Origin of the sequence: Streptomyces purpurascens (genome assembly GCF_045040895.1) — a bacterium.
Lineage (GTDB): Bacteria > Actinomycetota > Actinomycetes > Streptomycetales > Streptomycetaceae > Streptomyces > Streptomyces purpurascens.
In genome coordinates, this window is sequence record NZ_CP108341.1 from 7,551,503 (window position 1) to 7,577,091 (window position 25,589).

General features: G+C 73.8%; 20 protein-coding genes and 1 pseudogene. 17 read left to right on the forward strand and 4 right to left on the reverse strand.

All coding sequences use genetic code 11. The features are described from left to right. Positions 1-39 precede the first annotated feature (39 nt). Positions 40-1,155 carry an allantoicase gene (gene alc, locus OHU35_RS34355; RefSeq protein ID WP_189721315.1) on the forward strand — a complete coding sequence of 372 codons (1,116 nt, stop codon included), beginning with the start codon at positions 40-42 and terminating at the stop codon, positions 1,153-1,155. A 77-nt stretch (positions 1,156-1,232) separates the two neighbouring features. Here alc and OHU35_RS34360 read toward each other — a convergent pair whose 3' ends face one another. Beyond that, the gene (locus OHU35_RS34360; RefSeq protein WP_189721313.1) at positions 1,233-2,000 is read right to left on the reverse strand and encodes an SDR family oxidoreductase; all 768 of its coding nucleotides are present in this window, start codon (positions 1,998-2,000) and stop codon (positions 1,233-1,235) included. Between the two features lie 207 nt (positions 2,001-2,207). Between OHU35_RS34360 and OHU35_RS34365 the strand changes: the two genes are divergently transcribed. Next, a complete protein-coding gene (locus tag OHU35_RS34365) occupies positions 2,208-2,834 on the forward strand; it encodes a dihydrofolate reductase family protein (RefSeq protein ID WP_189721310.1) in 627 nt (208 codons plus the stop codon). A 98-nt stretch (positions 2,835-2,932) separates the two neighbouring features. Next, positions 2,933-3,328, forward strand: a complete 396-nt coding sequence (locus OHU35_RS34370) for a ribonuclease domain-containing protein (RefSeq protein WP_189721308.1) — start codon at positions 2,933-2,935, stop codon at positions 3,326-3,328. Positions 3,329-3,367: 39 nt separating this feature from the next. Here the strand turns inward: OHU35_RS34370 and OHU35_RS34375 are convergent, their stop codons facing one another. Then, positions 3,368-3,568 (reverse strand): hypothetical protein, encoded by a 201-nt coding sequence (locus OHU35_RS34375; RefSeq protein WP_184588775.1) that lies wholly within the window; start codon positions 3,566-3,568, stop codon positions 3,368-3,370. A gap of 179 nt (positions 3,569-3,747) precedes the next feature. On the opposite strand from OHU35_RS34375, the gene OHU35_RS34380 reads away from it, so the two are divergent. The 6 genes and pseudogenes from OHU35_RS34380 (at position 3,748) to OHU35_RS34405 (ending at position 10,393) form a co-directional block, all read left to right on the forward strand. Then, entirely contained in the window at positions 3,748-5,028 is a 1,281-nt protein-coding gene (locus OHU35_RS34380; RefSeq protein ID WP_372498741.1) for a histidine kinase, read from the forward strand. A 54-nt stretch (positions 5,029-5,082) separates the two neighbouring features. Then, a complete protein-coding gene (locus OHU35_RS34385; RefSeq protein ID WP_189721306.1) occupies positions 5,083-6,213 on the forward strand; it encodes a hypothetical protein in 1,131 nt (376 codons plus the stop codon). After that, positions 6,204-6,857, forward strand: a complete 654-nt coding sequence (locus OHU35_RS34390) for a hypothetical protein (protein WP_229872751.1) — start codon at positions 6,204-6,206, stop codon at positions 6,855-6,857. Before OHU35_RS34385 ends, OHU35_RS34390 begins: the two co-directional genes overlap by 10 nt. A gap of 3 nt (positions 6,858-6,860) precedes the next feature. Next, positions 6,861-7,001, forward strand: coding sequence for a hypothetical protein (locus OHU35_RS34395; RefSeq protein WP_405508078.1), 141 nt, complete (start codon positions 6,861-6,863; stop codon positions 6,999-7,001). Positions 7,002-7,013: 12 nt separating this feature from the next. Continuing rightward, positions 7,014-7,541 (forward strand): annotated as a pseudogene (locus OHU35_RS34400) (RES family NAD+ phosphorylase); the annotation flags it as partial. Beyond that, the gene (locus OHU35_RS34405) at positions 7,538-10,393 is read left to right on the forward strand and encodes a CHAT domain-containing protein (protein WP_189721302.1); all 2,856 of its coding nucleotides are present in this window, start codon (positions 7,538-7,540) and stop codon (positions 10,391-10,393) included. The pseudogene OHU35_RS34400 and the gene OHU35_RS34405, both read left to right, overlap by 4 nt. Before the next feature lie 7 nt (positions 10,394-10,400). On the opposite strand, the gene OHU35_RS34410 is transcribed toward OHU35_RS34405, so the two are convergent. Beyond that, the gene (locus OHU35_RS34410; RefSeq protein ID WP_189721299.1) at positions 10,401-12,260 is read right to left on the reverse strand and encodes a caspase family protein; all 1,860 of its coding nucleotides are present in this window, start codon (positions 12,258-12,260) and stop codon (positions 10,401-10,403) included. A gap of 170 nt (positions 12,261-12,430) precedes the next feature. Between OHU35_RS34410 and OHU35_RS34415 the strand changes: the two genes are divergently transcribed. Together OHU35_RS34415 and OHU35_RS34420 are read left to right on the forward strand one after the other, a co-directional pair. Further along, positions 12,431-13,513: a hypothetical protein gene (locus OHU35_RS34415; RefSeq protein ID WP_229872750.1), complete on the forward strand. Its 1,083-nt coding sequence runs from the start codon at positions 12,431-12,433 to the stop codon at positions 13,511-13,513. Positions 13,514-13,538: 25 nt separating this feature from the next. Continuing rightward, positions 13,539-14,234 (forward strand): response regulator transcription factor, encoded by a 696-nt coding sequence (locus tag OHU35_RS34420; RefSeq protein WP_189721297.1) that lies wholly within the window; start codon positions 13,539-13,541, stop codon positions 14,232-14,234. A gap of 30 nt (positions 14,235-14,264) precedes the next feature. Here the strand turns inward: OHU35_RS34420 and OHU35_RS34425 are convergent, their stop codons facing one another. After that, positions 14,265-15,287, reverse strand: a complete 1,023-nt coding sequence (locus OHU35_RS34425) for a Gfo/Idh/MocA family oxidoreductase (protein WP_189721295.1) — start codon at positions 15,285-15,287, stop codon at positions 14,265-14,267. Between the two features lie 128 nt (positions 15,288-15,415). Between OHU35_RS34425 and OHU35_RS34430 the strand changes: the two genes are divergently transcribed. The 6 genes from OHU35_RS34430 to OHU35_RS34455 all read left to right on the forward strand — a co-directional run bounded on the left by OHU35_RS34430 (position 15,416) and on the right by OHU35_RS34455 (position 25,526). Then, complete coding sequence (locus tag OHU35_RS34430) at positions 15,416-16,153, forward strand: GntR family transcriptional regulator (protein ID WP_189721894.1); 738 nt, start codon at positions 15,416-15,418, stop codon at positions 16,151-16,153. A 149-nt stretch (positions 16,154-16,302) separates the two neighbouring features. Continuing rightward, positions 16,303-17,451: an ROK family glucokinase gene (locus tag OHU35_RS34435; protein ID WP_189721293.1), complete on the forward strand. Its 1,149-nt coding sequence runs from the start codon at positions 16,303-16,305 to the stop codon at positions 17,449-17,451. Next, positions 17,448-18,029, forward strand: a complete 582-nt coding sequence (locus OHU35_RS34440; RefSeq protein WP_189721288.1) for a sugar kinase — start codon at positions 17,448-17,450, stop codon at positions 18,027-18,029. The genes OHU35_RS34435 and OHU35_RS34440 overlap by 4 nt, the downstream gene beginning before the upstream one ends. Before the next feature lie 106 nt (positions 18,030-18,135). Beyond that, positions 18,136-21,006, forward strand: a complete 2,871-nt coding sequence (locus OHU35_RS34445) for a DEAD/DEAH box helicase (protein ID WP_189721286.1) — start codon at positions 18,136-18,138, stop codon at positions 21,004-21,006. Then, positions 21,003-23,243: an SWIM zinc finger family protein gene (locus OHU35_RS34450; protein ID WP_189721284.1), complete on the forward strand. Its 2,241-nt coding sequence runs from the start codon at positions 21,003-21,005 to the stop codon at positions 23,241-23,243. The genes OHU35_RS34445 and OHU35_RS34450 overlap by 4 nt, the downstream gene beginning before the upstream one ends. A 171-nt stretch (positions 23,244-23,414) precedes the next feature. Beyond that, a complete protein-coding gene (locus OHU35_RS34455) occupies positions 23,415-25,526 on the forward strand; it encodes an acyltransferase family protein (RefSeq protein ID WP_189721282.1) in 2,112 nt (703 codons plus the stop codon). Positions 25,527-25,589 lie beyond the last annotated feature (63 nt).

Below are 25,589 nucleotides of genomic sequence, written 5' to 3' on the forward strand. Positions count from 1 at the left end.
CGCATCCACACCGGCCGACTCCCGAAAGGCACCCATCCCGTGACGGCGATTCCCAGCTTCACCGGCGACGCGAACCCCTACGGAGGCGGCGACCCGTATGCGGACTACCGCACCGCCGACTTCCCCTTCACCCAGTACGCCGACCTCGCCGACCGGCGCCTCGGGGCCGGTGTCCTCGCCGCCAACGACGAGTTCTTCGCCCAGCGCGAGAACCTGCTGGTGCCCGGGCCCGCCGAGTTCGACCCCGAGCACTTCGGGCACAAGGGCAAGATCATGGACGGCTGGGAGACGCGGCGGCGGCGCGGTGCCTCCGCCGGGCACCCGTGGCCGACGGCCGAGGACCACGACTGGGCACTGGTACGTCTCGGCGCGCCCGGGGTGATCCGCGGGATCGTCGTCGACACGGCCCACTTCCGCGGCAACTACCCGCAGGCGGTGTCCGTCGAGGGCACCTCCGTGCCGGGCTCCCCGTCGCCGGAGGAACTCCTCGGGGACGACGTGAAGTGGACGACCCTGGTCCCGCGCACCCCGGTCGGCGGCCACGCGGCGAACGGCTTCTCCGTCGCGGTCGAGCAGCGCTTCACCCACCTGCGGGTGAACCAGCACCCCGACGGCGGCATCGCCCGCCTGCGCGTGTACGGCGAGGTCGTCCCGGACCCCGCGTGGCTGGAGACGCTGGGCACCTTCGACGTCGTCGCCCTGGAGAACGGCGGCCAGGCGGAGGACGCCTCCAACCTCTTCTACTCGCCCGCCTCCAACACCATCCAGCCGGGCCGCTCCCGCAAGATGGACGACGGCTGGGAGACCCGGCGCCGCCGCGACCAGGGCAACGACTGGATCCGCTACCAACTGGCCTCCCAGGCACAGATCCGCGCCCTGGAGATCGACACCGCCTACCTCAAGGGCAACAGTGCCGGCTGGGCGTCCGTGTCGGTCAAGGACGGTGAGGACGGCGAGTGGCGCGAGATCCTGCCCCGCACCCGCCTCCAGCCCGACACCAACCACCGCTTCGTGCTCCCGGAGCCGGCCGTCGGCACGCACGCGCGCGTGGACATCTTCCCGGACGGCGGCATCTCCCGGCTGCGTCTGTTCGGCTCCCTGACGCAGGACGGCGCGAGGCGTCTGGCGGCGCGTCACCAGGAGCTGGGCGGCTGAGCCGACCCCGGCCCATGGGGCGCACCGGCCCGACAGCACCGGTGCGCCCCATGTACCTCACGTGCGTCCCATGTACCTCATGCCGCGTGCCCGCCGTCCACGGCGAACTCCGCACCGGTCACATACGTCGCCCCGGCCAGATAGGCGACCATGGACGCCACCTCACCGGCCGTCCCGAACCGGCCCAGCGCGGTCATCGCCGCCTGGCCGGACGCGAACGGCCCGTCCGCCGGGTTCATGTCGGTGTCGATCGGGCCGGGCAGGACGAGGTTCGCGGTGATCCCGCGCTCGCCCAGCTCCCTCGCCAGGGCCTTCGTCAGACCGGCCAGGGCGGCCTTGCTCATCGCGTAGAGCGCCCCGCCGGGTCCCGGCACGCGTTGTGCCATGCAGCTGCCGAGGGTGATGATCCGGCCGCCCTCCGGCATCCGCGCGGCGGCCGCCTGGGAGGCCAGGAAGACCGCCCGTACGTTGACGGCGAGGACACGGTCCACATCCGTGAGCGACAGGGTCTCCAGCGGCCCGAGCAGACCCACGCCCGCGTTGTTCACCAGGATGTCGAGGCCGCCCAGCGCCTCGGCCGCCGCGGCCACCACACCGGCGGCCTCGGCGGCGTCCGCCGAATCCGCCCGCAGCGCCACCGACCGGCGCCCCAGCGCCTCCACGGCCCGCACGACCTCCTCGGCCGCCTCCTTGCCGTTCACATAGCCGACGGCCACGTCCGCGCCCTCCTGGGCCAGCCGCAGGGCCGTCGCCGCGCCGATGCCACGGCTCCCGCCGGTCACGAGAGCCACCTTGCCGTGCAGGGTTTCCTGAGAAGTCGCTCGAGAAGTTCCTTGTGAAGTCATGTCTTCATCCCAGCGGCCGCCCGGCGGCGACGCTGGCGGCGAACGGACATCGAGGTCCCTCGGCGGGACGCGCACGCCCGAGGGGACGGCACGCGCGCGTGGCGTACGGCCCAGCGATGAGTTGCGGGTGCCGGCGGGGTCTGAACCCATGACAACGGACCCCCTTCACAACGGACCCCCTTCGTTCCGGATGGAAAGGCCCCCGCCATGGGCAAGCTCGTCTCCACCCTCTTCGTCACCCTCGACGGCGTCTACCAGGCCCCGGGCGGGCCGAAGGAGGACACCCGCGGGGGCTTCACCCACGGTGGCTGGAGCTTCTGGTACGCCGACGAGGACTTCGGCCGGTTCGTCAACGACGTCTTCGCACGCCCGGAGGCCTTCCTGCTCGGGCGCCGTACGTACGACATCTTCTCCTCGTACTGGCCGAAGGTGACCGACCCGGCCGATCCGGTCGCCTCGAAGCTCAACTCACTGCCGAAGTACGTCCCTTCCTCGACCCTGAAGGACCCCGGCTGGGCGGGCACCACCGTGCTCTCCGGGGACCTCGCCAAGGAGGTCACCGCCCTGAAGGAGCGCGTCGACGGCGAGGTCCAGGTGCACGGCAGCGGCGCTCTCGTCCGCTCCCTGCTCTCGCTCGACCTCGTCGACACCCTCCACCTGCTGACCTTCCCGGTCGTGCTCGGCACCGGGTTCCGGCTGTTCCCGGAGGGCGCCGTGCCGACCGCGTTCCGGCACAGGGGAGGGAGCGTCTCCGGCGCGGGGGTCTCGATGCAGACGTACGACCTGGCGGGCCGCCCGGAGTACGGCGAGTACAAACTGCCCGAGGACGCGTAGCCGCCCGGGTTAACTTCCCGCAAACTCATCGGACTTGACGGGAAAATCTCTGCACTTGACATTGACATGCCACTGTCTACGCGCGTCATCATGAGCGCATGAATTTCCCCCCACGCGCCTCGCGGCTCGGCGCAGCAGCCGCCCTTGTGTCCGCTCTCCTCATCGGCGGGACCGTCTCCGCCACCACGGCCGACGCGGCCCCCACCGCCGTCGGTGACATCTGCTACAGCAAACTGCCGTCCCAGGCCCACGACACGCTCGACCTGATCGAGAAGGGCGGCCCCTACCCGTTCGAGCAGGACGGCACCGTCTTCCAGAACCGGGAGCGCATCCTGCCCCAGCAGTCGACCGGGTACTACCACGAGTACACGGTCATCACCCCGGGCTCCTCCAACCGCGGTGCGCGGCGCATCGTCACGGGTGAGGAGAACCAGGAGGACTACTACACGGCCGACCACTACGAGTCGTTCGACCTGGTCGACTACGGCTGCTGAGCCGGGCCCGCAAGGTGGTGCCGGAGGTCCGTCCGCTGCTCAGACGGACTTCCGGCTCCCGGCCGCCGCGAACAGGGCGACGCCCAGCACGAGCAGGGTGACGCTCGCGTAGATCTCGTAGCCGTCGAGGAACCCCAGTCGTTGCACGAGCCCCCAGTTCCAGTCGGTGAACTCGTGCACCAGGCCCGCCACGCCCTGGACCAGGGCGAGGAAGCCGAGAATCTCCAGTACCTGCTTCATGCCATGAGCCTCGCCCAGCGGACCCCCCGAGCGCATCGGCCGCGGGGCGGGCATCCGGAGACCGAAGTCCCGGTTCGGGCCCGTCCGGCGGCGTCGAAAGTCTCCGGTGTGACGACTTTGGTCGACGATCCCGCCCGGGAGGCGGTGGAACGGGACCGGGCTGCGTAGATTTGTCGACCGTGAGTGGTGACAACGCGGGGCAGGCCGCCACGGTGCCGGCGGGGGAGACGCCCTCGCTGTTCACCGGGCGCACATGGTTCATCCCGTCCGCCCTGCTGTACGAACTCGACCCCGACGCCGAACGGGACGGGCGTCGGCCCCGGCGCACCGCGCGCGACTGGGCCGTCGACTTCTGCTGCTTCCTGCTGGCCGTGCTGGTGGGGGCGGTCGCCCTGGAGGCCCTCGTCAAGAACCCTCATGTCCCGGAAGGGCTGGCCGTCGTCGACCAGGTCATCGGCGCGCTGGCCTGCGCGGCGGTCTGGCTGCGCCGCCGCTGGCCGCTGGGGCTTGCCGTGGCGCTGACTCCCGTCACCCTCGTTTCGGACACCGCGGGCGGTACGGCCGTGATCGCCCTGTTCACCCTCGCGGTGCACCGCCCCTTCCGTTACGTGGCCTGGGTGGGCGGCGTCAACGTCGCGCTGATCCCGTTGTTCTACTGGCTGCGTCCCGACGGGGACATCGCCTACCTGGTGAGTGTGCTCTTCGCCGTGCTGCTCACGGTGGCGATCGTCGGGTGGGGCATGTTCGTACGGGCCAAGCGGCAGTTGCTGGTGAGCCTCAGGGACCGTGCCCGGCGGGCCGAGACGGAGGCGCGGCTGCGGGCCGAGCAGGCGCAGCGGCTCGCCCGCGAGGCCATCGCGCGGGAGATGCACGACGTGCTCGCCCACCGGCTGACGCTGCTCAGCGTGCACGCGGGGGCCCTGGAGTTCCGGCCCGACGCGCCCCCGGCGGAGACCGCGCGGGCCGCGGGCGTGATCCGGGAGAGCGCGCACGAGGCCCTCCAGGACCTTCGGGAGATCATCGGCGTGCTGCGGACGGACGAGCCCGACGACGCGGGCAGACCGCAGCCGACCCTCGGGGCGCTGGACGCGCTGGTCGCCGAGTCCCGCCAGGCCGGCATGAAAGTCTCCCTGGACCAGCGTGTCGGCGACCCCGCCGCCGTCCCGTCCTCCGTCGGCCGCACCGCCTACCGCATCGCCCAGGAGGGCCTGACCAACGCCCGCAAGCACGCGCCCTGCACGGAGGTCACGGTGTCCGTCACCGGCGCACCGGGCGACGGCCTCACCGTCTCCGTGCACAACCCGCCCCCCGCGGGTGAGGCGCCCCCCGTACCCGGCTCCGGCCAGGGTCTGATCGGCCTGACGGAACGGGCGACCCTGGCGGGCGGCCGCCTGGAGCACGGGCACACGCCGGAGGGCGGGTTCGAGGTGCGGGCGTGGCTGCCGTGGGGGATGGCCTGACGCCGATTCCTGAAAACCTTGTGGCAGTCGAGGGACGCGACGGATCATGGGCATATGTCGCCTGGTGCACCGCAGTTCGAGGTCGCGTCCGTGTTGAGGGAGGTGAAGACGGTCCGGGTCGAGGGTCTGGTCCGGATCCGGGAACTCCACGTCCCGCTGCTCCGCCGGGCCGCCGCCGCGCACTCCGCCGCCGTCACCGACGCCTGGCCCGTCGAGGTGGAGAACCTGCTGCGCACGGCCGTGTCCCGGCTCGGCGGCGGCGACCTGGAGCAGGCGGCGGGCTACTCGCTCGGCCTGGCGCCCGGACTGCGCGACCGCCCGGCGGCGGACCGGCGCCGGCTCGCCGCCCAGGTGTACAGCGTCAGCGTCGAGCGCTTCCGCAAGAGCCAGGAGGAGATGGTCCTGGCCCAGATCGCCGAACAGGTGTGCTGGCTGGCCGGTGTCGCCCCACAGCGCGCGGCGACGCCCCGACCGCCTCTTCTCGCCCCGCACTTGCAGCACCGCTTCCTCCGTGTCGGATCCCGCGAGGTACTGCTGCACGTCCACCCCGTCGAACTCCTCCGGAACGTCGACGTGATCGTCTCCCCGACCAACACGCACCTCTCCCTGCCCGCGATGTTCAAGGCCTCCGTCTCCGCGTCCCTGCGCCGCGCGGGCGCCGTGCGCGGCGCGGCCGGGGACGTCACCGCCGACCCCGTGCACGACGCGCTGCTCGACTGGCGTACGGCGAACGGGCTGCTGGGACGCCCCGCACTGCCCGGCACGGTCGCCCCCACCGAGCCGGGCGCCCTCGCGGCCCGGGGCGTCCGCCGTCTCTACCACGCCGCCGTCGCCGTCCCGAGGCCCGGAACCAACGACTACGACGTCGCCGCCCAGGACGTCGCCACGGCCGCGGCCCGCGCCCTGGCCCTGCTGTCGGAGGAACGCGCCGCCTTCACACCGCCGTTACGGTCGATCTGCTTCCCCTTGCTCGGCGCGGGCCGCGGCGGACTGCCCCCGCAGACCGGCGTCAGCGCCCTGTGGGCCGCGCTGGACGCCGGCACCGCCCCCGGCACCGACCTCCACCTCGTCGTCCGCCGCCCCCTGGTCGCCGACCTGCTGGCCGAGACGCTGGGCGCGCGCGAACGCCCGCCGTCCGCACATGCGTCAGCCGAAACCGAGGAGAAGGGACACAGGTGCGGGTGAACCCCTTCATGGTGCTCGCCGCCGCCGCGGCGGACTGGCGGAGACTGTCCGGCCTGCTCGACCCGGGCACCCGGCGGACGCTGAGCGAGCGGTTGTCCCGACTGCGAGCCGGGGTGGACGCCCCGGACCCGGCCGCCGTCCTGGCCGCCGCACAGACCCTCCTCGACGCCCTCCCCGCCGACGAGTCCGCCCGACTGCGACAGCACGGCGACACCGGGCGGTTCACTCACCAGCCCCCGTCCGAGCTGTACGAGGGGTACGCGGCGGCCGACCTGTGCATGCTCGTCCTCGACGGCAACCCCATGGTCGGACCCGTCCTGGGGCCCGTCCGCGAACGCCTGCTGAGCGAACCGTCCACGCCTTGGTCCGAGAGCGCCGACCAGCGGCTGATCGCCCTCTCCGGTACGGACGGCCGCAGACGGCTGCCGCTCTTCCAGTTCGAGGCCGGGGCCATGCCCTGGCGGATCGTCCTGGAGGTCAACTCCGTCCTGCGCGCCGCCACCGACCCGTGGGGCGCCGCCGACTGGTGGCTGTCCCGTACGACATGGTGGGACGGCACCCCCGCGGCCCTGCTGGGCCGTGACCGCGACGCCGAACTGCTCGGCGCGGCAAGGGAACTGGCCGGCCCGGAGGGGGAGGAGTAGCCCATGGGCAAATACCCGCCACCCGAGGCCCTGCCGGGCGAACCGACCCGAGCCGTGCTGCGCGCCGGCACACCGGTCTACCGCGTGCACTCCACCCACCGCCCGCCGACCGCGTACAACGCCCGCCCCTCGCACGCCTTCTAATACGGTGGCCGTTTCGACAGCACTCCCTACGACCGCTACGGCTACCTCTACGTCGGCTTCGGCGTCGGTGCCGCCGTCTGCGAGGTGCTGCTGCGCTCACTGCCGTTCGACTCCGAGCCGGGCCACCGGCTGCTGCCCCGGGTGGCGTTCGAACGCCGCAGCCTGTCCTTCCTCAGGCTCGCCGCCGACATCGAGGTCGTCTCGCTGATGTCCGGCGCGGATCTCGCGGCGGTGGCACAGGACTCGTGGCTGGTGCACACCGAGGGCGCGGACTATCCGCAGACCCGCGACTGGGGCCACTGGATCCGCCGCCGGACCGAGCCCTGGGCGCAGGGTTTCGTCTGGCCGTCGAAGCGCGAGCCCGCCGACCGGGTCGCGATCCTCTTCGACGACCGGGGCGGGCCGCCGGTGCTGGAACCCACGGGCGCGCCCGGCGTCGACTTCGGGACCGAGGAGGGGGAACGCTGGCTCAACGGGGTGCTGGCGCCGTACCGGACACGGACCGCGCCGCGGCCCGCGGGAACGGGGGATGCGAGATGACGACTCCGTACGACCTCCAGGCGCTGCGCTGGGAGATCGAGCAGCGGATCGAGGGCGTCGTGAACGGCCGGGAGCTGGCCGGCATGACCCAACTGGTACTGGACCGGCTGGGCTGTACGACGGCGCGACAGGCGTACGACCGGTTGATCCAGGACTGGGCGGCGTTGCCCCGGGGCACCGTCATGTCCGGCCTGCGCGCGGGACATGTGCTGAGCGTGCTGCCGATCCTGCGGCTCGAGCAACCGCTCTTCGATCCCGTGCGCGAGGAGGAGCTCTGGCAGGAGGTGCGCGACTACGGGCCGGCGGACGAGACCTGGCAGGCCGACGTCGTGGTCAAGAACAGCGCGTTCGGCCTGCGGCACCTCACCGACCCCGCCGACATCGAGCGTGCCATCGCCCGGATCGAACGGGCCCGGGCCGTGGTTCCGTCCGGCACCCGGACCCGCGAGAACCTCGACTTCGCCCATGCCATCCTGCGGACCTATCTGGCCCAACTGGGCGGCGGAGAGGATGACTTCGACACCGCCGTGGACGACATGGCGCGCATCGTCGGGACGGCGGCACTGCGACCGGACGAGCGGCTGGCCCTGAACGCGCAGATCGCCCTGTTCCGTGTGCACCAGGCGGCCCGCGGCGCCGACGAGGAGGCCCTGGCCGAGCAGATCCGCGTGCTCGAACGGGCCCTGGAGGAGCTGCCCGCCGAACACATCGACCTGCTCGCGTTCGAATCGAACCTGGAAGGCGCCCGGAGTCACCTGGGCCTCCTGCGAGCGCGGCGCACCGGACGCTTCGAACCCGCTGCCGAAGGGGCGGGCGCCGCCACACCCGCACACGAGATCCGCCGCCGGATCGCGGGGCTGCCCCGCAACGCCCAGGCCGACAAACTGGCCGAGGCGGCCTTCGCGGTCGGAGCACGCGCCCTGCCGGCGATGGACCACCAGGGAATGCTGGAGGCCATGGAGCTGCAGGAAGCCACACTGGAGCTGCTCGAACCGGACGACGAGCGATGGATCCGGGCCACGGGCTCGCTGGGAGTGGCGCACTGCACCATGGCCGGACTCCCCATGGGACCTCCGGCCTACCGCCTCGACCACCTGGACCAGGGCATCGCCTGGCTGCGGCACACCCTGAAGCTCGCCGATGGCCCGCACCACCCCCTGTGGGGCGGCACCGGCATGTCGCTGGCCAGGGCCTACCGCCTGCGCGGCGACGAGTACACCCACGATGCCCGCACGAGACGCCTGAACTACGACGCCTCGCGCCGCGTCGGCCTCGACTGCCTGCGCGCGGCGGCCTGGAGTTCCCTGCTCCAGTCCGGTACGGCCCATGCCGCCCAGACCGCCCGGCTGGCGGGCGGCCAGGCCCTCGACGTAGCGCGCTGGTGCCTGGCCGACGGCGCCCACGCCGACGCCGTACGGGCCCTGGACGCGGGGCGCGGCCTCGTCCTGCACGCGGCGACCGTGGTCACCACCGTGCCCGACATGCTGAGGGAACTGGGCAAGACCGAACTCGCGCGGGAGTGGCAGGCGGCGGGCACTGTGCCCGAGCTGGGGGAGGAGATGCTGATGGCCGCTCAGGCCACGGTCGCGGGGCCCTCCAGCCGGCTGCGCCGTCGGGTCCTGGAGGCGCTGGCCGACTCCCCCCGGCAACACGGCCTGCTGGACGTGCCCTCGCCCGGGGACATCGGCTCGGCGCTGCGCGCGATGGGCGCGACCGCGCTGGTCTATCTGGTGCCCGGCGACGGGGACGTGCCCGGACTCCTCGGCCCGCGGCACGGCTCCGGCGCGGCCGTCATCGTCAAGGCCGACGGCAGCACAGACGCCCTCGACCTGCCCGGCCTCACCCTCGACGCACCCCCGCTCACCGCCTACCGGGCCACCGGCACCCCCGGCCGCGACGCCGGCGGCCCGCCCGAGGCCGACGCCCTGCCCGGGCCGGCCCCGAGCCCCGGCGCGAGCCGCGCCGCCCTGGAGCGGGTGTGCGCCTGGGCCGGTACGGCGGTGATGGAACCGCTGCTGAGCCGTCTCCCGCGCGGCTACGGCCGGGTGCCCACGGTCGTGCTCGTCCCCATGGGCGACCTGGGCGTCGTGCCCTGGCACGCGGCACGCGTGCGTGGCCGGCGCAGGTCGCACGGATACGCCTGCGAGGAGGTCGACATCTCCTACCTGCCCTCCGCCCGGCTGCTGTGCGACGTGGCCGCCCGGCCCGCCGCCGGCACCCGCCGGACCCTGGTCGTCGGCAACCCGACCCGCGACCTGCACCACGCCGGTGAGGAGGCCGAGGCCGTCCACAGCGTCTTCCACCCCGAAGGCGACCTGCTCGGCCCCGGTGCCGCCACGCCCGCCGCCGTCACCGACTGGCTGCGCCGGCAGCAGGGCGGACTGCTGCATCTCGCCTGCCACGGAGTGGTGCGCCAGGGCGAGCGGCACAGCGCCTATCTCGCCCTGTCCGGCGGGCGGCTGGCCGCCGAGGAGCTGACCGAGGGCGCGACCCGCTACCGCGGCCTCGACCTGGTCGTGCTCGCGGCCTGCCGTACCAACGTCTCCGGCCACGGCTACGACGAGGCGTACAGCCTGTCCACCGCGTTCCTCGTCGCGGGCGCGCGCTCGGTCATCGGCTCCCTGTGGCCCGTACCCGACGAGGCGACGTCCCTGCTGATGTACATGACCCACCACTTCATGAGCCACGAGCGCCTGCCGCCCGGAGCGGCGCTGCGCAGCGCACAGTCGTGGATGCTGAACGACCGCCGCGAGGCGCCCCCCGGCATGCCGGACCGGCTGCGGGCCCGGGTGCGGCACATCGACGGCGACGACCTGACCGCGTGGGCGGGCTTCACCCACCTGGGCTGGTGACGGCTCCTCACACCTGGGTGCGTACGACCACCTGCGCCGTCCCCCACCGGGCCGCCCCGTAGACCGGACCGCCCGCGTCCCGGTCGCCCTTGGCGCCCGCCCCGACCAGCCGCAGCAGGCCGCCTCCACCGGCCGGGGCCGGACCGAGGCGTGCGCCGGAGGGGGCGGCGGAGGACCAGGCGGGCAGCCGGAAGGGCGCGAGGTTCAGCTCGTCCTCCGCGACGATCACCTTCAGCCAGTCCCGGGTGGAGGCACCCCGCACCGTCGAACGCCCCGGCGGCAGCCGCAACCACACGGGCTGCCCGCGCCGGGCCCACCCGACCCTGCCGTCCCCGATGAACTCCCCCTCGAACAGGTGCGGGGACGAGGCGTAGCCATCCGTCAGGTCGAGCAGCACCGCCCACAGTTGACGTCCGGAGACGTTGTGGATGCCGACCCGCACCTGTGGTTCACGGCCGTCGGGTGTGTAGGCGCAGACGACCTCGCCGTCCGCCGAGTGACGCAGACCGCCCACCGACGTCTCCTCGACGGTGATCCGTACCAGCGACGACAGCAGCGGATCGGGATTGGCCAGGTCCCGGATGTGGTGCCAGCGGGCGATGTGGGCGAGGCATTCGGTGACGCCGGCCGCGTCCGCGGGGGACCGCAGCGGCAGGTCGGGCACGGGATATCCGGCGCCGCCCGACACCCGGGCCCGGCCGTACCCGGCTTCCACGCGCAGGCGCAGCGCCCCGTCCGCTCCGGGTGACGCGTCCGGCTCCAAGGTCAGCGCGGGCACCGCCGCGACGGCCTCCGCGACCAGACGTACGGCGGCCGGCTCACCGGACAGCGTCACGACGGCCGGCGGGAACGCCATGGCCGACGGGGTGACGGCGTGCGCCACCTGTTCGTCCTCGGCGGTCGGTTCCCAGTCGACCGGGTCCACCAGAGCCGACTCGGTCCGCACCTCCCGGACCACGACCACGCGCTCCCCGGCGTCCCCGGTCAGGGTGAACTCGGCGCCCGCCGACCGCAGCCCGTGCGCCGCGCCGCAGTCGACCTCCCAGCCCCACGCCGTGTGCCGCAGCAGGAACGGCGAGGCCGGCACCGGCTCGCCGGACAGGAAGCCCCCGTCCTCCGGACCGCGCAGTTCGGGATGCTGGACGTGGCCCATGGCGCGCACGCGCGCGTGGGCGAGCGTGTGCACCTCCCCGTACGTCGTCGTGGGACCGAGCCCGTCGAGCGCGCTCAGCAGCGCATGACTGAAGCAGCCCCGGGTCAGCCCGTCGATGACCTTCTCGTGCGCGAGCTCCTGCGGACGGCACGCGGCCAGCAGGACATGCCGACGCTGCTCGGGTCCCGCCCCGCCGCCCTCGCGCGACCCCGTGTGCCACCACGACCGCCAGGGCACGCCCCGGACCGCCGCACCGGCCGGACCGTCCGCGCTCTCCCGTGTCGCTCCGCCCGAATGGCAGCAGTCCAGCACCGCGACGACATGGGTGCCGCGGGCGGCGATGGCGTCCAGGAGCGCCCCGAGTTCGGTGTCCCGCAGCACCGGCTGCCCGCCCGGGACGAGGCTGTCGTGGCACACCAGCGCCTGGGACCAGCCGGTGGCCTCGCCCGGGTCGGTGGTCGGGCTCTGGCTGCCGTGCCCGCTGAACCACAGCAGCGCGGTATCGCCCGGACCACCGCGCCCCAGATGCTCCTCCAGGCCCGCGAGCACCGCCGCCCGGGTCGCCCGGTCGTCGTACAGCGTCCGGACCTGAGGCTGTAGACCGGTCCTGCCGCGCAGCCGGTTCTCCGCCGCCCGTACGTCGTTGACGCAGCCGCGCAGCGGCGCGCCGGGGTAGTCGTCGATGCCCACGAACAGGGCGTACACGGTGCGCATACGGTGATCCTTTCAGGTCCGCCCGGGCGCGGGCAGGGCGTTTCCGGGGCGCATGCCGGGCGCCCGCGCGCAACCCCATGACCCCTCGCGCCGCAGCCAGTTGACTTGACTGCGGAGATGGCTGATGTTTGTGCCGCCTTCAGCACCGCGAGTAACGGAAGGAACACCACGTGAGTTTCGGGGGACCCGCCAACCCGTACCAGCCGCCCGGCCCACCCGCCGGGGGACCGTACCCGCCGCCTCCGGTCACGGGCCCCTACGTACCGCCCCAGCCGGGCCCGGCACCGTACGGTTACCCGCAGCCACAGCCGTATCCCCATCCGTATCCCCATCCCCATCCGTATCCCCATCCCTATCCACCGCAGCCCCACCCGGCGCCGGGGCCGGGCGGTCTGCGCGGTGGTGAATGGCCCTCGCTGCGCCAGCTGTTGCGGCAGGGGCGGTCGAACACCTCCGGCTGCGTGTGGCTGGTGCTGCTCGCCCCGTGCACCTGGTTCGCGTTCCTGCCGCTCGTGGTCGGCTACTCGTTCGCGCGCTCGGCCCGCAACCGGGCCCACCGGCTCTTCCCGCGGCACGGGCACCGGGCGGTCGACGACCGGCACGTCACGCGAGTGCAGAAGGTGCGGGCCTGGACCGCGGCCGCCATGTCCCTGCTGCTGCTCGGCGTCTACGGAAAACCGGAGGACGTCGCCGAGGCCCAGGAGCAGTACATGATGCGGCTGGCGGTCACCCCGCCGCTGCTGCTCCTGAGCGCGCCCGTCGTGATCGCGGTGCTCTTCCGCTGGGCTTCGGCGGAGCGACGGTCGGCGATGCGCGCCGGTGTGCGGGCCGCCCTGCGGTCGGCCGGGTGGTACGTCGGCGCCGTGACGGCCCTTCCGCTGCTCGGCGGGGCGATCATCCTGCTCGGCCGGAACCGGTCGCCCTCCGCCGGGGCGTCGGAACCCGCTCCCTGGCTGATCCTCGCGGCGGCCCTGCCCCTGGTCTGGCTCCTGTTCTTCATCGGCTTCGCCACCGGCCCGGCCATCCGCACCGGTTTCAACACCTCGTCCGTGCACGCGGCGCTCCCCGCCCTGCTGACCGGCACCCTGGTGTGGGAGTTCGCCGTCATCAGCCTGGTCGCGGGCGGTCTGCCGCCCGGGCCGCCGGTGATCCAGGCCCTCGCCGTCCTCGGCGGCCCCGCCTCGGTGACGGCGGTGGTCTGGTGGGAGATCCGCCGCCTGCGCACCCTGTACGGCGTGACCCTGCGCGCCTGACCGCGGCCGTGATTACGTAACGCCCATGACTGCGATCAGAGTTCTCCTCGTCGACGACGATCCGCTGGTGCGGGCCGGACTGTCCTTCATGATGGGCGGCGCCGACGACATCGAGATCGTCGGGGAGGCCGCCGACGGCGGCGAGGTGGAGGCGCTCGTCGACCGCACCCGCCCGGACGTCGTGCTCATGGACATCCGGATGCCGACGGTGGACGGTCTCACGGCCACGGAGCGGCTGCGCGCCCGCGAGGACGCCCCGCAGGTGGTGGTGCTCACCACCTTCCACGCCGACGAACAGGTGCTGCGGGCGCTGCGCGTGGGGGCCGCCGGTTTCGTCCTCAAGGACACCCCGCCCACCGAGATCCTCGCGGCGGTGCGCCGGGTCGCGGCCGGCGACCCGGTCCTGTCGCCCAGCGTCACCCGTCAGCTGATGCAGCACGCGGCCGGCACCGCCGCCGACACGCGCCGCGCACGCGCGCGTGCACGCATGGCCGTCCTCAACGACCGCGAGCGCGAGGTCGCCGTAGCGGTCGGCCGGGGCCTGGCCAACGCCGAGATCGCCACCGGCCTCTTCATGAGCGTCGCCACCGTCAAGACCCACGTCTCCCGCGTCCTGGCCAAGCTCGACCTCAACAACCGGGTACAGATCGCGCTGCTGGCCTACGACGCGGGACTCCTGGACGAGGAACAGGGAGAACAGGGGGAACGGGAGAGGCACTGACCCGGCGCCGACCGCCGTACGGGCCCGCCGTCACGCGAACGTCTGGGCGGCCCCGCCGGGGATCTCCGCCAGACGCACCGCTCTGCGCTCCCGGCGCGACAGCTCGCACGCCTCGGCGATGCGCAGGGCCTGCAGCGCCTCGCGCCCGTCGCAGGGGTTGGGCCGCTCGCCCCGGACGACCTCGACGAACGCGTTCAGCTCCGCCTCGTAGGCCGGGCCGAACCGCTCCAGGAAGCCCGTCCAGGGCTTGTCGGCGGCCGGTGGCCCGGTCGGTTCGGTGGACGCGATCGGCGTACGGTCGTCCAGGCCGACCACGATCTGGTCGAGCTCCCCGGCGAGCTCCATGCGCACGTCGTAGCCGGCCCCGTTCATCCGGGAGCCGGTGATCGTGGCGAGCATGCCGTCGTCGAGGGTGAGGAGCGCGGCGGCGGTGTCGACATCGCCGGCCTCGCGGAACATCGCGGGCCCCGCGTCGGACCCGGCCGCGTACACGTCCGCCACCTCCCGCCCCGTCACCCAGCGCAGGACGTCGAAGTCGTGGATCAGGGTGTCCCGGTACAGCCCGCCCGACAGCGGCAGCCACGCGGCGGCCGGCGGCGACTGGTCACTGGTCAGCGCCCGGACCGTGTGCAGCCGACCCAGCCTGCCGGATCGCACGGCCTCGCGGGCGCCCGTGTAGCCCGTGTCGAAGCGGCGCTGGAAGCCCATCTGGAGGACCGTCCCGACCGTCTCGACCTCGGCGATCGCGCTCAAGGTCCCCGGCAGATCCAGCGCGATGGGTTTCTCGCAGAACACCGGCAGGCCCGAGCGTGCTGCCCGACCGATCAGTTCGGCGTGGGCGGACGTATTGGTCGTGATCACCACGGCGTCGACCCCCCAGCGGAAGATCTCCTCCACGCCCGGCGCCGCCGTCTCACCCAGCCGGTGCGCCAGATCCTGGGCCCGCGTGGGGTCCGCGTCCGTGAGGATCAAGGACCCGACGTCGCGGTGCCGGCTGAGCGTGTTCGCGTGGATCGTGCCGATGCGGCCCGTCCCGATGACCCCGATGCGCATGAAAACAAAGTGCGTCCACAGCCCGCCGCTGTCAATCTGTTTGTCCGGACAATCTGACTACACAACTTCCCGTCAACAACGCACGGAGCTACGCTCGGCCCGTGCCGAAACCAGAAGTGGACCCGACCGTGCAGCTCGAGCTGAGCGTGGACCGCAGCTCTCCCGTGCCGTTGTACTTCCAGCTGTCCCAGCAGCTGGAGGCAGCGATCGAGCACGGCACGCTGACCCCCGGCAGCCTGCTGGGCAACGAGATCGAACTCGCGGCCCGGCTCGGCCTGTCCCGGCCGACCGTCCGCCAGGCCATCCAGTCGCTCGTCGACAAGGGCCTCCTCGTCCGCCGCCGCGGCGTGGGCACCCAGGTCGTGCACAGCCAGGTCAAACGCCCGCTGGAGCTCAGCAGCCTCTACGACGACCTGGAGGCGGCAGGCCAGCGCCCGGCCACGAAGGTCCTGGTCAACACGCTCGAGCCCGCCTCCGCCGAGGTCGCCGCCGCACTCGGCGTCGCCGAGGACAGCGACGTCCACCGCGTGGAACGCCTCCGCCTCGCCCACGGCGAGCCCATGGCCTACCTCTGCAACTTCCTGCCCCCCGGCCTCATCGACCTCGACACCGGCCAACTGGAGGCCACCGGCCTCTATCGCCTGATGCGAGCGGCCGGCATCACCCTCCACAGCGCCCGCCAGTCCATCGGCGCCCGAGCGGCGACACCGCCGGAGGCGGAGCGACTGGCAGAGGAGACCGGGGCTCCACTGCTGACCATGCAGCGGGTGACGTTCGACGACACAGGCCGAGCAGTGGAATACGGCACACACACGTACCGCCCGACGCGCTATTCGTTCGAGTTCCAGCTGTTGGTACGCACCTGATTCTTCAGGGGCGCGGGGCTGTGGCGATTTGCGGCTCCGCCGCGTGGGCGCGAGCAACCAACCACTCACCCGCACCCGGCAATGATCCGCACCACCCCGCCCCTGCCCCGCTCCGCACACACCCCCACGGTGAGGCAGAATCGGGCCCGATGAGCACCTACCGCGACTTCACCGCCCCCATCGGCTCCCGCCGTGCCACCGTGCTCCGCACCGTCGGCACCCGGGAGCGCCGCTCACACCTGACGGCACCCCGCGTGCCGACGGTCGGCATCGACATCGGCGGTACGAAGGTGATGGCGGGCGTCGTCGACGCCGACGGCAACATCCTGGAGAAGCTCCGCACGGAGACCCCGGACAAGTCCAAGAGCCCCAAGGTCGTCGAGGACACCATCGCCGAACTGGTCCTGGATCTCTCCGACCGGCACGACGTGCACGCCGTCGGCATCGGCGCGGCCGGCTGGGTCGACGCCGACCGCAACCGCGTGCTGTTCGCCCCCCACCTGTCCTGGCGCAACGAACCGCTGCGCGACCGCCTGGCCGAGCGGCTCGCCGTGCCCGTCCTGGTCGACAACGACGCCAACAGCGCCGCCTGGGCCGAGTGGCGCTTCGGCGCCGGCCGCGGCGAGGACCACCTCGTCATGATCACGCTGGGCACCGGCATCGGCGGCGCGATCCTGGAGGACGGCCAGGTCAAGCGCGGCAAGTACGGCGTCGCCGGCGAGTTCGGCCATATGCAGGTCGTGCCCGGCGGCCACCGCTGCCCGTGCGGCAACCGCGGCTGCTGGGAGCAGTACAGCTCCGGAAACGCCCTGGTCCGCGAGGCACGCGAGCTGGCCGCCGCCGACTCGCCGGTGGCGTACGGGATCATCGAGCACGTCAAGGGCAACATCTCCGAGATCAGCGGCCCGATGATCACCGAGCTGGCCCGCGAGGGCGACGCCATGTGCATCGAGCTGCTCCAGGACATCGGCCAGTGGCTCGGCGTCGGCATCGCCAACCTCGCGGCCGCCCTCGACCCCTCCTGCTTCGTGATCGGCGGCGGTGTCTCGGCCGCCGACGACCTGCTGATCGGCCCCGCGCGGGACGCGTTCCGCCGGCATCTGACAGGCCGCGGCTACCGCCCCGAGGCCCGCATCACCCGGGCCCAGCTCGGCCCCGAGGCCGGCATGGTCGGGGCCGCCGACCTGGCCCGGCTGGTCGCACGCCGCTTCCGCCGCGCCAAGCGCCGCCGCGTGGAGCGGTACGAGCGCTACGAGCGGTACGCGCAGGCCCGCCGCAGTACCCAGGAGACGCCGTGACCGCTTCGCTGCCCCACCAGGGCCCGTGGCCCGACGAACCGGAGCGTCCGGTCGAGGGCCGCCGCCACATGATCCGCCGCAGGGCGCTCACCCTGCTGATCATCGTGCTGCTCATCGGCATCCCGGCGGGCTACCTGGTGATCTCCGCGAACCAGAGCCGGGACAGCGGCAAGGACAAGGAGGCGAAGTACTCGGCGACCGGTCTCACCGAGGGCTGGCCCTCCAAGCTCCAGCGCCGGATCTACCAGGTGCCCGTCCCGCACCCGGCCTGGCACGTGGCGTACTACGAGACCAACAACTGGAAGACCAGCCGCCTGTACGCCCAGTTCGAGACCAACGCGGCCGGTCTGGACGCGTATCTCACGGGCCTCGGCCTGACCCGGGACGACCTGAAGAAGGGCAAGGTGACCATCGGCGCCCGCGACCGGAAGGTCACCGGCTGGAAGTTCGCCGAGAACGGCCTGTGGTCGGGCGTCGTCCACCGGCAGAAGAATCCGGCCCCCACGCATGACGTGGTCGTGGACCTGTCCAACCCGGCGTACCCCTGGGTGTTCGTGGTCTCCCGGACCGTGCCCTGATCCGAAGCCCGGCGGGCCGGTGCGGCCGCCGGGGACGGTTGTCAGACCCCGCCCGTAGAGTCGGAGACGACTGATCCGGCACGCGGGACGGGAGGTGGCAGGACGTATGGGCGACACGGCCGCGGTGGCCGAGCGGGCGGGGGAGCCGACGGTCCCGGTCCGCCTTCCGGCCGTCTTCCTGCCCGCGCCCCTCCCGCGCGACGGGCGGATCGCCTTCTGGGACCCCCAGGGTGAGCCCCTGCGCACCGGGGACGCGGAGGACACCGAGGAGGCCGCGCCCACCGAGCTGACCGTCGTACGACGGCACGGCGCCGGAGTCCGGCGGCGGACCACCCCGGCGCTGTCCCTCCCGCTGGACACGGCCCTGCCGCTCCTGGTGCGCGCCCGGCACGACCCAGCGGCCCACCCCGCCACCGCCTGCTGGGGCGCGGCCGCCCTGCACGCCCTGCGGCTGACCGCGCGCGGCCGGCTGCTGCCCGGCCTGACCGCCGCGGGGCACGACGCGTGGCGCGCCGGCCCCCTCGACCCGGACGACATCGCGCACCTGCGCGCGGTGGCCGCCGCCCTGCCGTACGAGGGGCACGCCGTGCCGCTGCCCGGCCCGGGCCCGATCCGCCTCCCCGAACCGGAAGCGCTGGTGCGCGCCTTCCTGGACGCGGTCGCCGACACCCTGCCCCGCACCCCGGCCGCGCCCCACACCTCCGGCAGGCCCTTCGCGGCCCGCGAGGCCCAGCGCCTGCCCGACGCCCACGACTGGGCCGCCGAGGTCGCCGCCGGCATGGACGCCGGGGTGCGGATCTCGCTCCGCCTGGACCTGTCGGCGTACGACCTCTTCGACGACGCCTCCGGCGGCGGCGTACGCAGCGCCGGCGCGGCGATCGTCCAGGTGCACAGCCTCGCCGACCCGACCCTCGTGGCCGACGCGGCGGCCCTGTGGGCGGGCGGGGCCGACGACGCCTTCGGTCCCCGCGCACGCGTGGACGCGGCCCTCGCGGTCCGCCGGGCGGCCCGGGTCTGGCCCCCGCTCGACCGGCTCTCCGACCAGGACGTGCCCGACGTGCTGGCTCTGACGGAGGAGGAGCTGAACGACCTGCTCGGCGTCGCGGCCACCCGGCTCGCCGCGGCCGGGGTCGCCGTGCACTGGCCGAGGGACCTCGCCCAGGACCTGTCCGCCACGGCGGTGGTCCGCCCGGCCCCCGGCTCGGCGAAGGACGGCACCGGCTTCTTCGAGAGCGAGGACCTGCTCCGGTTCAGCTGGCAGCTGGCGCTCGCCGGCGATCCGCTCACCGACACCGAGATGGACGCCCTCGCCGAGGCCCACCGCCCGGTCGTCCGGCTGCGCGACCAGTGGGTGCTGGTCGACCCGGCCCTGGTCCGCAAGGCCCGCAAACGGGACCTGGGCCTGCTCGACCCGGTCGACGCGCTGTCCGTCGCCCTCACCGGCACGGCCGACGTGGACGGCGAGACGGTCGAGGCCGTCCCGGTCGGCGCGCTGGCAGGCCTGCGCGACCGCCTGACCGCGGGCATCCGCCCCGCCGAACCGCCGCCGGGCCTGCACGCCACCCTCCGCGACTACCAGCTCCGGGGCCTGGCCTGGCTCGAGCTGATGACCTCCCTGGGCCTCGGCGGCTGCCTCGCCGACGACATGGGCCTCGGCAAGACCGTCACCCTCATCGCCCTGCACCTGAAGCGGGCCCGCAGCGAGCCGACCCTGGTGGTCTGCCCGGCGTCGCTGCTGGGCAACTGGCAGCGGGAGATCACCCGCTTCGCGCCCGGCGTCCCCGTCCGCCGCTTCCACGGCCCGGACCGCAGCCTGGCCGGCCTGGACGGCGGTTTCGTCCTCACCACCTACGGCACGATGCGCTCGGCGGCCCCCGCCCTGGCCGAGCGGGCCTGGGGCATGGTCGTCGCCGACGAGGCGCAGCACGTCAAGAACCCCTACTCGGCCACGGCCAAGGCGCTGCGCACGATCCCGTCCCCCGCGCGGGTCGCCCTGACCGGCACACCCGTCGAGAACAACCTGTCGGAGCTGTGGGCACTGCTCGACTGGACGACCCCGGGCCTCCTCGGCCCGCTGAAGTCCTTCCGCGCCCGGCACGCCCGGGCCGTGGAGACCGGCGAGGACGAGCAGGCGGTGGAGCGCCTGGCCCGCCTGGTCCGCCCCTTCCTGCTGCGCCGGAAGAAGTCCGACCCGGGCATCGTCCCCGAGCTGCCGCCCAAGACGGAGACCGACCACCCGGTCCCGCTCACCCGCGAACAGGCCGCGCTGTACGAGGCGGTGGTCCGCGAGTCGATGCTCGCCATCGAGACCTCCGAGGGCATGGCCCGCCGGGGCCTGGTGCTGAAGCTCCTGACCTCGCTGAAGCAGATCTGCAACCACCCCGCGCTGTACCTGAAGGAGGACCACGCGCCGGAGCACGCCCGGCCCGGCGGCGACCGGTTCGCCAACCGCTCCGGCAAACTCGCCCTGCTGGACGAGCTGTTGGACACGCTGCTCGCCGAGGACGGCTCCGCGCTCGTCTTCACCCAGTACGTGGGGATGGCCCGGCTGATCACCACTCACCTGGCCACCCGCGCGGTCCCGGTCGACCTCCTCCACGGCGGCACGCCGGTCCCGGAGCGGGAGCGCATGGTGGACCGTTTCCAGGCCGGCTCGACCCCCGTCCTGGTCCTGTCCCTGAAGGCCGCGGGCACTGGCCTCAACCTCACCCGCGCGGGCCATGTCGTCCACTTCGACCGCTGGTGGAACCCGGCCGTCGAGGAACAGGCCACCGACCGCGCCTACCGCATCGGCCAGACCCAGCCCGTCCAGGTCCACCGCCTCATCACCGAGGGCACCGTCGAGGACCGTATCGCCGAGATGCTCCAGGCCAAGCGCGCCCTGGCCGACGCCGTCCTCGGCTCCGGCGAGTCGGCCCTCACCGAGCTGACGGACCGCGAGCTGTCCGACCTGGTCTCCCTGCGGAGGACGCCATGACCCACAGCGGGGCCGACGAGGCGCGCCGGGCCCTGCGGGCGGCCCGGGAGAAGGCGACCCGGGACCCGGACCCGGCATCCCCTCCCCGTCCGGCACCTTCCCCCGCCCCGTCGCCCGCCGGCCAGGAGACCTCCCGACCGGGGGACGCGGCCCGCGAGGCACTGCGCAGGGCGGTGTCCGAGCGTCGCGGAGCCGACGGGGGCGAGGCGGGCTCCCCGGGTGACGCGCGGGCGGCCGAGGACGCCGATGACGCGGTGACCGGGCTGCCGGATGGCTCGTCGAGCCACAGTGGCGGCAGCGGCGACCACAGCGGAAGCACCGAGGGCGACGGCGGCAGCAGTGGCCCGGGGGCGGCACCGTCCGGCGGGCCGTCCGAGGACGAGGGCATGAGCGCGCCCGCCGACGTGCCGCGCCGAGGCACCCTTGACGATGCTCCCGGCGGCGCCACCGAGCAGCCCGGTCTGCGCGCCGGGGACGTCGCGCGCGAGGCGCTGCGCGCGGCTCGGGACGACGCGCGGCGGGCACGGGAAGAGACCGCCCGCGAAGGGATCGGGCGCAGGCGCCGGGCTGCCCGGCAGGGTGCCGCCCACGAGAGGCCGGGGCCTGAGCGGTGGGCGCGCGAGCACACCGTCGGCGGGGGAGCGCGTGACGTACGCCAGTTGCTGGGCGACCTCTTCCAGATGCCTCCGGAGTCGGATGAGCCGGACGCGGAGCCCGAGGGCTCCGACGAAACGGGCCCCGGGCGCTCGCCTCACCACGGGGCCGACGCGCCGCACAGCCCGGCGAGCCCCGGCACGTCGACTCCCGGCACGTCGACTCCCGGCACGTCGACTCCCGGCACGTCGACTCCCGGCACGTCGACCCCTGACTCGCCGACTCCCGACCACCCCGCGACCTCCAACCCCTGGCCCACCCCGCCCCCAACCCCCCGAACAGCGGTCCCCCCGCACGCCACTCCCCAGAAGCCCCGCTCCATGGCCGCCCCCAGCCGCGACAGCGAACTCCGCCGTACCTTCCCGGCCTTCCCGCCCCGGGAGCCCGAGGGCAAGGGATTCGCCGAGAGCTGGTGGGGAAACGCGTGGGTCGCCGCGCTGGAGCAGGGCGCGCTGGACGCCAAGCGGCTGGAGCGCGGGCGCGGATACGCGGGGCAGGGGAATGTCGACGCCATCACGGTGACGCCCGGACTGGTGCTGGCGTACGTACAGGGCAGCCGCCCGCGCCCGTACCGTGTGCAGGTGCGGCTGCGCACGCTCGACGACGCCGACTGGGAGCGGTTCCTGGACGCCGCCGTCGACCGGCCCGGGCACATCGCGGCGCTCCTCGACAAGGAGATGCCCCACTCCCTCGCGGACTGCGGTGTGCCCCTGCTGCCCGGTCCCGGCGACCTGGAACCGCGGTGCAGCTGCCCCGACCGCGGCCACCCCTGCAAGCACGCCGCCGCCCTCTGCTACCAGACCGCCCGGCTGCTCGACGCCGACCCCTTCGTCCTGCTCCTGCTGCGCGGCCGGGGCGAACGGGACCTGCTCGACGCGCTGTCCCGGCTGAGCGCCACCCGCGCGGCGCGTGCCGCCCAGGACAAGGAACCGGAGCCTCTCCCGGGAGTGCGGGCCGGTGACGCCCTCGCACCGCGCACCCTCCCGCCCCTCCCGGCGCCGCTGCCCACGCCCGCGCACCCCGAGCAGCCCCCGGCCTACCCGGCATCCCCCGGCGGCCCGGACCCCTTCGCGCTGGACCAACTGGCCACGGACGCCGCCGCCCGGGCGCACGCCCTGCTCGCCACCGGCCGTGACCCGGTCGGGCAGTTGACCCTCTGGCAGGACGCGGTCCGCCTGGCCGCGGCCCGCCCCGGCTCGGGACTCACCGCGGGCACCCGGGCGCTCTACTCCTCCCTCGCCTCCGCGGCGGGCCGCACGCCGTCCGAGCTGGCCCGCGCGGTCGCCGCCTGGCGTCAGGGCGGACTGGAGGGCCTCGCCGTACTGGAGGAGCCGTGGGACCCGCCGGCCGGCCGGTTCGACCGGGCCCGCCCGCTCCTCCTCGCCGCCGACCTGCCCGCCTTCCGCCCCGGCCGCAACCACCTCACCCACCCCCACGGCCACGTCCAGCTCCGCCTGGGCCGCGACGGCCTGTGGTACGCCTACGAGTCCGAACCGGGCCACGACGACTGGTGGCCGAGAGGCACCCCCGACCTGGACCCCGTGGGCGCGCTGACGGGCCTCGGCCTGCCGAGCGACCTCTGAGGGCCCACCACTCGATGTCCCGTGTCATCGGGCTGAACGAGGTGAACCGATGGTTTCGGACGGTTGAACCTTCGCGTCTGAGGCGAAGTGGGGGCGCCGACAGCGGAACCGGGTGAGGCGGCCGGACCGATCTTCTTAGCGAAGCAAGTCGGTCGCCCGAGGAGTCACCCGATGTCGAGCATCACGTCCGCCGAGATACGTACCGTCCCGGCGAGCGGCAGATCCGCACCGCCCCGAGGCCACGTCCTGCGGCTCGACATCCAGGGGCTGCGCGCGGTGGCGGTCGGGCTGGTGGTGCTCGCCCACGCCGGCGTGTCCCAGGTCAGCGGCGGCTACATCGGTGTCGACGTCTTCTTCGTGATCTCCGGCTTCCTCATCACGTCGCTGCTGCTGCGCGAACTCTCCCTCACCGGCCGGGTTTCGGTCCGTTCCTTCTACGCCCGCCGGGCACTGCGGCTGCTCCCCGTGTCGTCCCTGGTCATCGCCGTCACGCTGGGCGGGTCGTGGCTGTTCCTGTCGAAGGCGCGGCTCGCCGAGTACGCGGGCGACGCCCTCGCCAGCGCGCTGTACGCGGTCAACTTCCGGCTGGCGGCGGCCGGTACGGACTATCTCGCCCAGAACAGCCCTCCGTCGCCGTTCCAGCACTTCTGGTCGCTCGCCGTGGAGGAGCAGTACTACCTGGTGTGGCCGCTGCTCCTGCTGCTCACCTGGCGGGTCGCCCGCGGCCGGCGCCGGCTGGTCGCGGTGCCGCTCGGCGTACTGTGCCTGGGGTCGTTCGCGGCGGGCGTCCTCATGACGAACTCCTCGGCGCCCTGGGCGTACTTCGGCTCCCTCACCCGGGCCTGGGAACTGGGGGCCGGGGCGCTTCTGGCGCTGGGCACCGGCCGGCTGGAACGGCTGCCCGCCGCCCTCGCGGCCCCGCTGACCTGGCTCGGCCTGGCCTGCGTCACGCTGGCAGCGGTCTGGTACGACGATCAGACACCCTTCCCCGGCTACCACGCTCTCCTGCCGGTCGCCGGTACCGCGCTCGTCCTGGCCGGGGGCTGCGCGCCCACCCCGCACGGCGCGGGGTGGCTGCTGGGGCGGCGGCCGCTGGTGTGGCTCGGCGGACTCTCGTACGGCTGGTACCTGTGGCACTGGCCGCTGCTGGTCATAGCCCCGGCGGCGCTGGGCCGCGCCGACGGCACGGCCGGCGTGCCGCTCGCGCTCGGGCTGTCCGTGGCGGCGCTGGGCCTGGCATGGCTGACCCTGCGCCTCGTCGAGAACCCGGTCCGCTTCCACCGGGCCTTCCGCGGGCGCCCCCGCCGCGCCCTGGTGCTCGGGGCCGCGCTGTCGGCCGCCGCCTCGGCGCTGTCCCTGACGGCGACGGCGGTCCCGCCGACGATCGAGGTGGGCGGCCCCGCGCCCGCGCTGACGCGGGCTCTCTCCGACGCACCGGCCCCGCAGGCGCGTCTCACCGAACTCCTCGCGTCGTCCCCCACCGCCCTGCCGAGCAACCTCACTCCGCCCCTGCCGAAGGTGAAGTCCTCCCGCTCCGCGGTCTACCGGGACGGCTGCCACGTCGACCACGCCGCCACCGGCACCCGGCCCTGCGTCTACGGCGACCGGACCTCCTCCCGTACGGTCGTCCTCTTCGGCGACTCCCACGCGGCCCAGTGGTTCCCGGCCCTGCAACGGCTCGCGACCGCACGAGGCTGGAAGCTGGTCTCGCTGACGAAGGCCTCCTGCAAGGTCGCCGACGTGACCATCACCAGCGGCCACAAGCCGTACACCGTCTGCGACACCTGGCGCTCCAACGCCATGGCGAGGATCAGGACCCTCCGCCCCGACCTGGTCGTCGTCTCCTCCTCGGACGCCGGAGACCCGGCCCGCCCCGCCGGCGATCCCCTCCACCAGTGGACCACCGGCTTCGAGCACACCTTCCGCACCCTGGGCACCTCCGGCGTCCGGGTCGCCGCCCTGCTCGACACCCCTTGGCCCAAGGGCGACCCGATCGACTGCGCCGCCAGGAACTCCCTGCAACTACGCGCCTGCGCCCACCACTTGCCGGACGCGATCCACGACGCGACCCGCGGTACCGCCCTCCGCGCCGCCGCATCCACCACGGCCACCACCGTCATCGACCCCACCCCCTGGCTCTGCGCCCCTCGCACCGGCATCTGTCCCGTGGTCGTGGCCGACACCGCCGTCTACCGCGACGACAGCCACCTCTCGGAGGCCTACGCCGAGGCGCTCGCCCCGGTTCTGGCGCCCTCGCTGGATCGCCTCGTGGGTGCGCCCTGAACGCACCGGGTGATCACACCGGCGAGGTCGGGCGACTGCGTCTGATCTTCATGGGCAGTGTGC

Coding starts and splice junctions, on each gene's coding strand:
- OHU35_RS34360 (WP_189721313.1), bottom strand. CDS start 2,000: ATGACTTCACAAGGAACTTCTCGAGCGACTTCTCAGGAAACCCTGCAC.
- OHU35_RS34365 (WP_189721310.1), top strand. CDS start 2,208: ATGGGCAAGCTCGTCTCCACCCTCTTCGTCACCCTCGACGGCGTCTAC.
- OHU35_RS34370 (WP_189721308.1), top strand. CDS start 2,933: ATGAATTTCCCCCCACGCGCCTCGCGGCTCGGCGCAGCAGCCGCCCTT.
- OHU35_RS34375 (WP_184588775.1), bottom strand. CDS start 3,568: ATGAAGCAGGTACTGGAGATTCTCGGCTTCCTCGCCCTGGTCCAGGGC.
- OHU35_RS34385 (WP_189721306.1), top strand. CDS start 5,083: ATGTCGCCTGGTGCACCGCAGTTCGAGGTCGCGTCCGTGTTGAGGGAG.
- OHU35_RS34395 (WP_405508078.1), top strand. CDS start 6,861: ATGGGCAAATACCCGCCACCCGAGGCCCTGCCGGGCGAACCGACCCGA.
- OHU35_RS34405 (WP_189721302.1), top strand. CDS start 7,538: ATGACGACTCCGTACGACCTCCAGGCGCTGCGCTGGGAGATCGAGCAG.
- OHU35_RS34410 (WP_189721299.1), bottom strand. CDS start 12,260: ATGCGCACCGTGTACGCCCTGTTCGTGGGCATCGACGACTACCCCGGC.
- OHU35_RS34420 (WP_189721297.1), top strand. CDS start 13,539: ATGACTGCGATCAGAGTTCTCCTCGTCGACGACGATCCGCTGGTGCGG.
- OHU35_RS34425 (WP_189721295.1), bottom strand. CDS start 15,287: ATGCGCATCGGGGTCATCGGGACGGGCCGCATCGGCACGATCCACGCG.
- OHU35_RS34435 (WP_189721293.1), top strand. CDS start 16,303: ATGAGCACCTACCGCGACTTCACCGCCCCCATCGGCTCCCGCCGTGCC.
- OHU35_RS34445 (WP_189721286.1), top strand. CDS start 18,136: ATGGGCGACACGGCCGCGGTGGCCGAGCGGGCGGGGGAGCCGACGGTC.
- OHU35_RS34450 (WP_189721284.1), top strand. CDS start 21,003: ATGACCCACAGCGGGGCCGACGAGGCGCGCCGGGCCCTGCGGGCGGCC.
- OHU35_RS34455 (WP_189721282.1), top strand. CDS start 23,415: ATGTCGAGCATCACGTCCGCCGAGATACGTACCGTCCCGGCGAGCGGC.